Raw genomic sequence first — 8,486 nt, 5'->3', positions numbered from 1 at the left:
TATAGTATTTGCCGTCGCAGGCGCTATCAAAACTAAATCCACCTTGGAATAAGCGATGTGGTTGATGCCAGCCTGCCAGTTTTCGTTGGCTTTGCAAAGCACGGGGTGATCGCATAGCGCCTCGAATGCCTTGTAGCTAACAAACTCCTGCACGCCGTCGCTAAGCGCGACATAGACGTCGAAATTCGACTTTTTCAGAGCGGATAAAATTTCAAACGCTTTGTAAAAACTGATACTCCCGCAAACCGCCAGTAAAACCTTTTTCTTACTCATCTTCGCTCCTAAAAAATTTATGGAAAAACCCATCTTTGTTGATTTGTTTGCTTCGGCTGATCGCCAGCGCGCCGCTCGGAACGTCGCTTGTAACCGTTGTGCCGGCGGCGATTATGACGTCGTCGGCTATCCGCACGGGCGCTACTAGCTGCGTGTCCGAGCCGATAAAGACGTTTTTGCCGATTATCGTTTTGTATTTTTTCTTGCCGTCGTAGTTGCACGTAATCGTGCCGCAGCCGATATTGCTGCCCTCATCGATCTCGCAATCCCCAAGATAGCTTAAATGCCCCGCCTTGATTTTGTTTACTTTTGCGTTTTTAAGCTCGACGAAATTTCCGATATGGGTGCCTATAACTTCGCATTTTGGGCGCAGATGCGCCATCGGACCGATGTCGGAGTTTTTTACGACGCTATCTTCGATGACGCAGCCGCTTTTGATGAGCGAGCTTTCGATCACGCAAGGACCGATGATACTTACGTTTTCTTGCAGCTCGCACTCGCCGATAAATTTTGCTCTGCTGTCGATATAGATGCTTTGCGGTAGGCGCATCAAAACGCCTTGCTTCATCAAATTTTCTTTTATCTCGTTTTGCATTAAATTTTCGGCGATGCTGAGGGCGAACTTATCGTTTATGCCCATAAAATTTTGCTCGTCCACCCACACGGCAGCGCATTTTAAGCCCATATCTTTGGCGATTTTGATCGCGTCGGTGAGGTAGTATTCTTTCTGAGCGTTATCTGGTTTGATCTGCGGCAGAATTTGTTTCAATGCCTCGCTTTTGAAGCAGTAGCAGCCCGCGTTTGCGTCTTTTACCGCTTTTTCTTCTTCGCTTGCGTCCTTTTGCTCGACGATCTTTAAAATTTCGCCGCCGCGGGTGATTACGCGACCGTATCCGAATGGATCGCGCGCGCTAAAAACGCTTAAATTTACTTCCGCGTCCCCCTCGCAGAGTTTGCGAAGCTCGGCGCTTTTTACCAAAGGCATATCGCCGCAGATTATTAGCGTTTTGGCTCCGCGGATTTCGACCTCTTTTAGTCCGCCCGCAGTGCCGGGGAAATGCTCGTGATCTTGTTTGTAAATTTTAGCGTTTGGAAAGTGCGCTAGAACCGCGCTTTTAACCTCGTCGAATTGATAGTGTAAAATCACGCTCACGTCGTTTGAAATTTCGTAAGCTTTCTTTAAGATGTGGATTATCATCGGCTCGCCGCAAAGCTCGAAAAGAACCTTAGCTTTTTGCGACTTCATCCGAGTGCCGAGTCCTGCGGCAAGAACTATAACCGAAACGTCGTTCATTTTTACCCTTAAATTTCAAAAATCGGATAATTTTAACACATTTAAAATAAATAAAAACCTAAATTTATGCCGCGCGGGCGAAATTTAAATCCCAAATTCAACTAAAATTTTATAAAATTCCGCCTAAATTTTAAAGCTTAGGCGGACGTTTTGAAAAAACTGATTTTGGTTACTTGTATTTGGGCGTTTAGCTTCTCGCTGATAGGCGAGTTTTTGCGCGGTATAGACAGCGCGTATTTGGCGTTTTCGCGCGTATTGTTGGCGCTAATTTGCTTTTTGCCGTTTATGAAATTTCGTGGCGTAAATCCAGCCCTGGCGCTTAAAATTTGCGCCGTGGGCGCCGTGCAGATCGGCGTGATGTATATCTTCTACTACCGCAGCTTTGCGTATTTGAAGGTCTATGAAGTGGCACTTTTTACGATATTTACTCCGTTTTACGTGACGCTGCTTTACGACGCGCTTAAGCTTAGATTTCGCGCGCTATATCTTTTCAGCGTCGCAGTCGCGGTGCTGGGGGCTTTGGTGATTAAATTCGGTGCGATAAATTCCGAGTTTTTGACGGGCTTTTTGCTTGTGCAGGGCGCAAATTTATGCTTCGGGCTCGGACAGAGCGCGTATAAATTTATGCTGGAGCGCCACGGCTTTAGCGAGCAGAAGGAGCTTTTCGGCTACTTTTTTGTGGGGGCCACCGCCGTTACGGCGATTGCCGCGATCGTGCTCGGAGATTTTTCTAAATTTAATCCCAGCTTCTCCCAAGGCGCGGTGATCGTGTATCTGGGCACTGTCGCAAGCGCTCTGGGGTATTTTTTGTGGAACAAAGGCGCGTGCGAAGTCGATAGCGGCGTGCTTGCGATTATGAATAACGCGCTCATCCCCGCAGCGATCGTCGTAAATTTAGTATTTTGGCAAAAGGACGCCGATATAGCGCGCCTGCTTGCGGGCTCGGCGCTGATTTATGTTTCGCTTATTTTGCATAAAAAGATTATGAAATTTTACGCCCTGCGCGAGCAAAGAATTTAGTATTTAACTAAAATTTTATATTTTTACATTAGAATTAGCCCTTATTTTATTTGAAGTTGGCAAAATGAAAAAAACCTTGAAATTTATCGCCTTTACCCTGCTCATAGTCATTGCGATATACTTCTTATACGGCAAATTTTTTAAGCAAGAAGAGGCGCCGAAAGCTCTTACGACTAGACTTGAAAAGGGCGATATCAGAGGCACGGTGACGGCTGCGGGCGAGGTTTACGCCAGAGATTTGGTCGATGTGGGCGCGCAGGTAAGCGGTCAGATCAAAAAGCTCTACGTCAAAGTGGGCGATATCGTAAAAAAAGGCGATATGATCGCACAGATCGATTCAGTCACTCAAGAAAACGAGATCGCGCAGCAAAAGGCGCAGCTTCTGATCCACGAGGCAAATTTGGCTTCGGCAAAGATCGCCGCGGCAAATGCTAAAACGCAGTATAACCGCGAGCTGCAGCTGTATAAAAGAAACGCCGCTTCCAAAGAGGCTGTGGAAAACGCTAAAAATAGCGCCGCTTTAAAAGAGGCCGAGCAGAAGCAGATCGAGGCGCAGATCGAGCAGACGAAACTTCAGCTAAGCACCGCGGAGACGAATTTCGGCTATACCAAGATCACGGCTCCGATAAGCGGTACGATCGTTTCAATGCCGGTAGAGGAGGGCAAAACGGTAAATTCCAACCAAACTACGCCTACGATCGTAAAGATCGCCGATCTAAGCAAGATGGAGATCAAGATGCAAATAGCCGAGGGCGATATATCCAAAGTAAAGGTTGGAATGGACGTAGAATACTCCATACTATCGGATCTAGACAATATCAAAAAGGCTAAAATTTACAAGATCGACCCCGGTCTTACCACGCTTAGCGACGGGACGTACGATAAAACCTCTAGCGGATCGTCTTATTCTTCGAGTAGCAGCGACAGCGCGATCTATTTTTACGCAAAGATGCTCGTGGATAACGAAAACGATTTTTTAAAGATCGGAATGACGACCGAAAACAACATAATCGTAAGCGAAGCGAACAATACGAGCTACCTACCTACCTCGGTTATCAAGCGCGACGGGGGAGGCGATTACGTCACGGTGCTTAACGGCAAAGAGCCCGAGCAGCGATACGTAAAAACGGGCGTCAGCGACGATTTGAATACTGAAATTTTAAGCGGTTTGGATGAAAAAGATGAGGTGCTTATCGCCGACGGAAAAGCCGCGCCGTTAAATATGGACGGGCCTCCGATGGTGTTTTAGAGAATTTTATGGTGTGAAGATGCTAGAGCTTAAAGATATAAACAAAAAATTCATTCTCGGCGATAACGAAATCCACGTCCTAAAAGACGTAAGTTTAAATATCGAAGCGGGCGAGTTTATATCGATAATCGGGCAATCCGGAAGCGGAAAATCCACGCTGATGAATATAATCGGCTGCATCGATACGCCAAGCAGCGGAAGCTATAAGATCGAAGGTCGCGAGACCGCGAATTTAAGCGGCGACGAGCTTGCGGCGCTTAGAAGCAAAAAATTCGGCTTTGTCTTTCAAAAATATAATCTCATCGCCACGATGGACGCGACCGCAAACGTCTCGCTACCTGCGGTTTATGCGGGCGTGGGGGCGAGCGAACGGACGAAACGAGCGGTAGAGCTTTTAAATAAGCTGGAGCTTGGCGATCGCACTAAAAATTTACCGAGCAAACTTAGCGGCGGGCAGCAGCAGCGCGTAAGTATCGCCCGCGCTCTGATAAACGGCGGCGAAGTGATTTTGGCAGACGAGCCCACCGGCGCGCTTGATAGCAAAAGCGGCGAGACGGTGATGCAAATTTTAACAGCGCTGCATAAAGAGGGACATACCATCATAATAGTTACGCACGATGCGCATATTGCGGAATTTGCGGATCGTATCATCGAGATCAAAGACGGCAGAATTTTAAGCGATAAAAGAAAGGCTGGGCGGGTTTTCGAGCGCAAAAGAGAGAAGATCAAAACGAAAAATTCCTTTATATTTTGCAAAGATCAACTCATAGAGAGCTTTAAAATGTCGATTAGCGCGATATTTTCGCATAAACTAAGATCGATTTTGACGATGTTAGGCATCATCATCGGCATCGCCTCGGTTATCTGCGTAGTAGCTCTCGGTAAGGGTTCGGAGGAAAAAATTTTATCCGAGATCCGTAAAATTGGTACCAATACGATCGATATCTTTCCCGGTAAAAATTTCGGCGACGTGCGAGCGGGCTTTGTGAGTACCCTTACGATAAGCGATTCTAAAGTTTTGGCGCGCCAGCCCTACGTCGATTATGCCACACCAAATGCTTCTGCAAGCGGTACGGCAACATATGCGAATTTAAGCTCCAAGGCTCAACTGCGCGGTGGTGGCGTGAATTCTTTGGCGGTTAATGGCATAGATATAGAAGATGGTAGAAATTTTAGCGACGATGATATTAAAAATTCTGCCTCTGTTGCGATTATCGATCCAAACACCAAAAAAACATTTTTTAAAAATTCCGATCCTATCGGTAAGACGATTTTATTTTCGGGTAAGCCACTTAAGATCATAGGAGTTTCGGGCAAGGATAAAAACGCCTTCGGAAGCAACGAAAATTTAAGAATTTACGCGCCGTACTCAACCGTGATGAATAAAATCACGGGCAATCGAAAAATCAGCTCTATCACCATCAAAATCAAAGACGATGTCAATACTCAAGTGGCCGAAGAGAGCCTAACTCAGCTACTTATCCAAAGACACGGCTCGCGGGATTTTCATACGATGAACGCAGATACTATCAAACAAACAATACAAAGCACTACCGGCACGATGACGATTCTGATCTCATCGATTGCGGTTATCTCGCTCGTCGTCGGCGGCATCGGCGTGATGAATATCATGCTCGTAAGCGTCACCGAGCGTACGCGCGAGATCGGCATCAGGATGGCGATCGGCGCGAAGCAATCCAATATCTTGCAGCAGTTTTTGATAGAGGCGATCTTGCTTTGCTCGCTCGGCGGAGCTTTAGGAATTTTAATCGCTTTGGCGCTTGGATTTGCGTTTAATACCATAAGCCCGGATTTTGCGATGAAATTTACTACCGCGCCTTTCGTGATCGCCTTTGCGGCGTCGTCCGCGATCGGTATAGTTTTCGGCTATCTGCCGGCAAGAAACGCCAGCAGATTAAATCCGATAGATGCTTTAGCACAAGAATAATCAAGGAGAGAAAATGATAAATTCCAAAGTAATTTTAAGCGGCGTTTTGGCCGTTTTTATCGGTGGCTGCGCCTCGAATCAAAGCGAGGTCGAGTATAAACCCGTAGAGAATTTCAAAGATGAAAACGCAAGCTACGAAATCGATACGCTGTGGTATAAAAAATATGGCGAATCGTATCTAAATAAGCTCGTAGATCAGGCGCTTGCGAACAATTACGATCTAAAAACTGCCGCGCTTAATGTCGAGAGCGCTTATGCAAATTTAGGACTTAGCCGCGCAGATCTATTTCCTACGCTAAGCAGCTCGTGGAGTGCAGGCGCCAACCGCGATATAAGCACTAGCGCCAATTGGAACAAAACCTATAGTTCCGGTTTTAACGTAAGCTATGAGCTCGATCTATTTGGCAAGATCCGTTCGGCGGTAAATGCCGAGGGCTGGAACGCTAAAGCCAGCGAGTTTGACCTTGAAAATACTCGCCTGACTCTTATAAATTCTGTCGTAAGCGGCTACTTTGAGATGCTTTATCTAAACGATTCGCTAAAATGGACAAAACAGAATTTAAGCGATTACCGCGAGATCGAAAAAATAATCAAGGCAAAATATGATTACGGCAAGTCCGAGCAGCTAGATTACAGGCAAATTCAAAATTCTATCCTAGGGCTTGAAAACAAGGTCTTAAGCATTCAAAAAAATATCGAGGATAATCATAAATATATGAGGAATCTCATCTCCTCCAGCTTGCAGTTTGATGACAACACCGATTCGATAAATTCCATAGAATTCCAAGGCGTTGATCTAAATGTGCCTTACACGGCGCTTGCTAACCGCCCCGATATTAGAGCTGCGATAGCTAGGTTAAATTCCAGCTTTTACGACGAACAGACCGCTAAGTTAAATTTCTTTCCTAGCGTAAATTTAGGCGCAGGGCTTACTAATGGGCAAGGCGTGAGTGCCAACGATAGCTTCAAGCTAAATTTTTTAAGCGGCAACGTAAGCATAAGTCTGCCGTTTTTGGATTATGCGAGGGTTGAAAACCGCCTTAAAATTTCAGAGATCGCTTTTCGCAAAAACGTCGTAAATTACGAACAGACGCTCTCTAACGCTACTAATGAGGTGTTAAATTTATATAGAATTTATCAAATCAATCTGGCTAGCCTTAAAAATTTAAGCGCTGCTTACGATGAAAAGGCGCGTATCGCCGATCTTTACGCCGCGAAATACGAAGCAGGCTCAAGCGAGCTAAAGGATATGCTAGAAGCCCGCACCGACGCCGTAAACGCTAAGATAAACGAGCTAAATCAAAGATATTTGACGCTACAAAATGAGGCGGCGATCTATCGCGCGATGGCAGGTAAATTTAAACGCAAATGAAAAAGGCTTTGATATTTTGGTTGCTTTACGGTGCGATATTTGCTGATTGTACGGCACTAAGCGCGCAAGATGACTCAGTAAGCTTTGGTGCCAGCGTCTATGCTGCGAACAATAAACAATCAGAATTTGAGAAAAACCATAGTGAAATTATGCTAAATCGTCAAAAAAATGAACTAGATAGGCAAAGCCTGCAAAATAATTTGCAACGTGAATCAAAAGGCGTAGGCGACCACGATGATTTTTCGATGAAAAAACAGCCGATGCAAGACATCAAGGAGCGAAACAATAAAAATGAACAGGACTTAAAACTGCGCCGCAAAAAGCTGCAAGGCGACGCTTATCGGCGCTAGGGCTGCTTTTGTTTATCGGTTTTTAAGTAAAGTTTCTATAAAATCTCCGCTTTACATTTTCTTAAAGGAACAGTTATGAAAAGAACGTACCAACCCCACAATACCCCTAAAAAGCGCACTCACGGCTTTCGCGTCCGTATGAAAACAAAAAACGGCCGCAGAGTTTTAAGCGCAAGACGCGCTAAAGGCAGAAGAAGATTGGCTGCGTAGGTGAGTTCGCTGCGGTAAGCGACAGTAGAGTTTTTTCGGATGTTTATAAAAACGGGGCGAAGTGGCATTGTGAATGCGCCGTCGTCTATTTTTTGGCGAGCGAAGAGCGTAAATTTAGCGCGGTCGCCAGTAAAAAAATAGGCAATTCGGTCACGCGAAACCGCGCCAAAAGGCGTTTGCGCGCCGCGTTTTATAATCAAAAAGATGCCATTGTTAGCGGAATTTTTATATTAATCGCAAAAAAGCAGATCATAGATATGAGCTTTGAAGACATTGAGCGAAATTTAAAATGGGCGTTTAAAAAGATAGGAGCGGCAAAATGAAGGAATTTTTTATAGCCGCGATCGGGTTTTACAGAAAATTCATTTCGCCCGCGTTTCCGCGCTGCTGCCGCTACTATCCGAGCTGTTCGCAATACGCCCTTTATGAGTTTAAATTTAACGGTCTTTTTCGCGCTCTTTGCGCTACGGCCGCTAGAATTTTAAGGTGTAATCCGCTGTTTAAAGGCGGCATAGACCATCCGATAATCACGCGAAATTTTAAATTTTGCGTATTTTCAAAAACCTACGAAGGCCGCTTTAACGCGCGCGCGCAGGAATTTAAGCTTTGGTTCATACCATATAAAAAAAATAGATACTATATCATACTAGCAGGAGAGAAATAGTGCTGGATAAACTACCTCAATCAAAACGCCTTGCCATCGCAGTGGCACTCGCGCTTATATTTTTTGTCGCCTACGATCATTTTTATTTATCAAAAATTCGCGCCTC

The 8,486-nt window shown here is 45.3% G+C and carries 10 protein-coding genes; 8 read left to right on the top strand and 2 right to left on the bottom strand.

What is annotated here, in order from left to right; translation table 11 throughout:
- Positions 1-273: flavoprotein (locus Q0236_RS10665; RefSeq protein WP_297917677.1), on the bottom strand; the 273-nt coding region annotated here is incomplete at its 3' end.
- Positions 266-1,567: a bifunctional UDP-N-acetylglucosamine diphosphorylase/glucosamine-1-phosphate N-acetyltransferase GlmU gene (gene glmU / locus Q0236_RS10660; RefSeq protein WP_297917674.1), complete on the bottom strand. Its 1,302-nt coding sequence runs from the start codon at positions 1,565-1,567 to the stop codon at positions 266-268. The genes Q0236_RS10665 and glmU, both read right to left, overlap by 8 nt.
- Before the next feature lie 150 nt (positions 1,568-1,717).
- On the opposite strand from glmU, the gene Q0236_RS10655 reads away from it, so the two are divergent.
- The 8 genes from Q0236_RS10655 to yidD all read left to right on the top strand — a co-directional run bounded on the left by Q0236_RS10655 (position 1,718) and on the right by yidD (position 8,380).
- The gene (locus tag Q0236_RS10655) at positions 1,718-2,587 is read left to right on the top strand and encodes an EamA family transporter (protein WP_297917671.1); all 870 of its coding nucleotides are present in this window, start codon (positions 1,718-1,720) and stop codon (positions 2,585-2,587) included.
- Positions 2,588-2,651: 64 nt separating this feature from the next.
- Complete coding sequence (locus Q0236_RS10650) at positions 2,652-3,836, top strand: efflux RND transporter periplasmic adaptor subunit (RefSeq protein WP_297917669.1); 1,185 nt, start codon at positions 2,652-2,654, stop codon at positions 3,834-3,836.
- A 19-nt stretch (positions 3,837-3,855) separates the two neighbouring features.
- On the top strand, positions 3,856-5,784 hold the full coding sequence (locus tag Q0236_RS10645; protein ID WP_297917666.1) for a MacB family efflux pump subunit: 1,929 nt from the start codon (positions 3,856-3,858) through the stop codon (positions 5,782-5,784).
- Positions 5,785-5,797: 13 nt separating this feature from the next.
- Positions 5,798-7,156 carry an efflux transporter outer membrane subunit gene (locus Q0236_RS10640; protein ID WP_297917663.1) on the top strand — a complete coding sequence of 453 codons (1,359 nt, stop codon included), beginning with the start codon at positions 5,798-5,800 and terminating at the stop codon, positions 7,154-7,156.
- The gene (locus Q0236_RS10635) at positions 7,153-7,506 is read left to right on the top strand and encodes a hypothetical protein (protein WP_297917661.1); all 354 of its coding nucleotides are present in this window, start codon (positions 7,153-7,155) and stop codon (positions 7,504-7,506) included. The genes Q0236_RS10640 and Q0236_RS10635 overlap by 4 nt, the downstream gene beginning before the upstream one ends.
- Positions 7,507-7,581: 75 nt before the next feature.
- Positions 7,582-7,716, top strand: coding sequence for a 50S ribosomal protein L34 (gene rpmH / locus Q0236_RS10630; protein ID WP_005873223.1), 135 nt, complete (start codon positions 7,582-7,584; stop codon positions 7,714-7,716).
- Positions 7,704-8,039: a ribonuclease P protein component gene (gene rnpA / locus Q0236_RS10625; RefSeq protein ID WP_297917680.1), complete on the top strand. Its 336-nt coding sequence runs from the start codon at positions 7,704-7,706 to the stop codon at positions 8,037-8,039. Before rpmH ends, rnpA begins: the two co-directional genes overlap by 13 nt.
- On the top strand, positions 8,036-8,380 hold the full coding sequence (gene yidD, locus Q0236_RS10620) for a membrane protein insertion efficiency factor YidD (protein ID WP_297917659.1): 345 nt from the start codon (positions 8,036-8,038) through the stop codon (positions 8,378-8,380). Before rnpA ends, yidD begins: the two co-directional genes overlap by 4 nt.
- Positions 8,381-8,486 lie beyond the last annotated feature (106 nt).

Origin of the sequence: uncultured Campylobacter sp. (genome assembly GCF_938031315.1) — a bacterium.
GTDB lineage: Bacteria > Campylobacterota > Campylobacteria > Campylobacterales > Campylobacteraceae > Campylobacter_B.
The sequence above is the reverse complement of the archived record's forward strand: the minus strand, read 5'-3'. Positions and strand labels throughout refer to the sequence as shown.

What these genes read in the sequence shown, in the direction of transcription:
- glmU (WP_297917674.1), bottom strand. Translation starts at nt 1,567, where the DNA reads ATGAACGACGTTTCGGTTATAGTTCTTGCCGCAGGACTCGGCACTCGG.
- Q0236_RS10650 (WP_297917669.1), top strand. Translation starts at nt 2,652, where the DNA reads ATGAAAAAAACCTTGAAATTTATCGCCTTTACCCTGCTCATAGTCATT.
- Q0236_RS10645 (WP_297917666.1), top strand. Translation starts at nt 3,856, where the DNA reads ATGCTAGAGCTTAAAGATATAAACAAAAAATTCATTCTCGGCGATAAC.
- Q0236_RS10640 (WP_297917663.1), top strand. Translation starts at nt 5,798, where the DNA reads ATGATAAATTCCAAAGTAATTTTAAGCGGCGTTTTGGCCGTTTTTATC.
- Q0236_RS10635 (WP_297917661.1), top strand. Translation starts at nt 7,153, where the DNA reads ATGAAAAAGGCTTTGATATTTTGGTTGCTTTACGGTGCGATATTTGCT.
- rpmH (WP_005873223.1), top strand. Translation starts at nt 7,582, where the DNA reads ATGAAAAGAACGTACCAACCCCACAATACCCCTAAAAAGCGCACTCAC.
- yidD (WP_297917659.1), top strand. Translation starts at nt 8,036, where the DNA reads ATGAAGGAATTTTTTATAGCCGCGATCGGGTTTTACAGAAAATTCATT.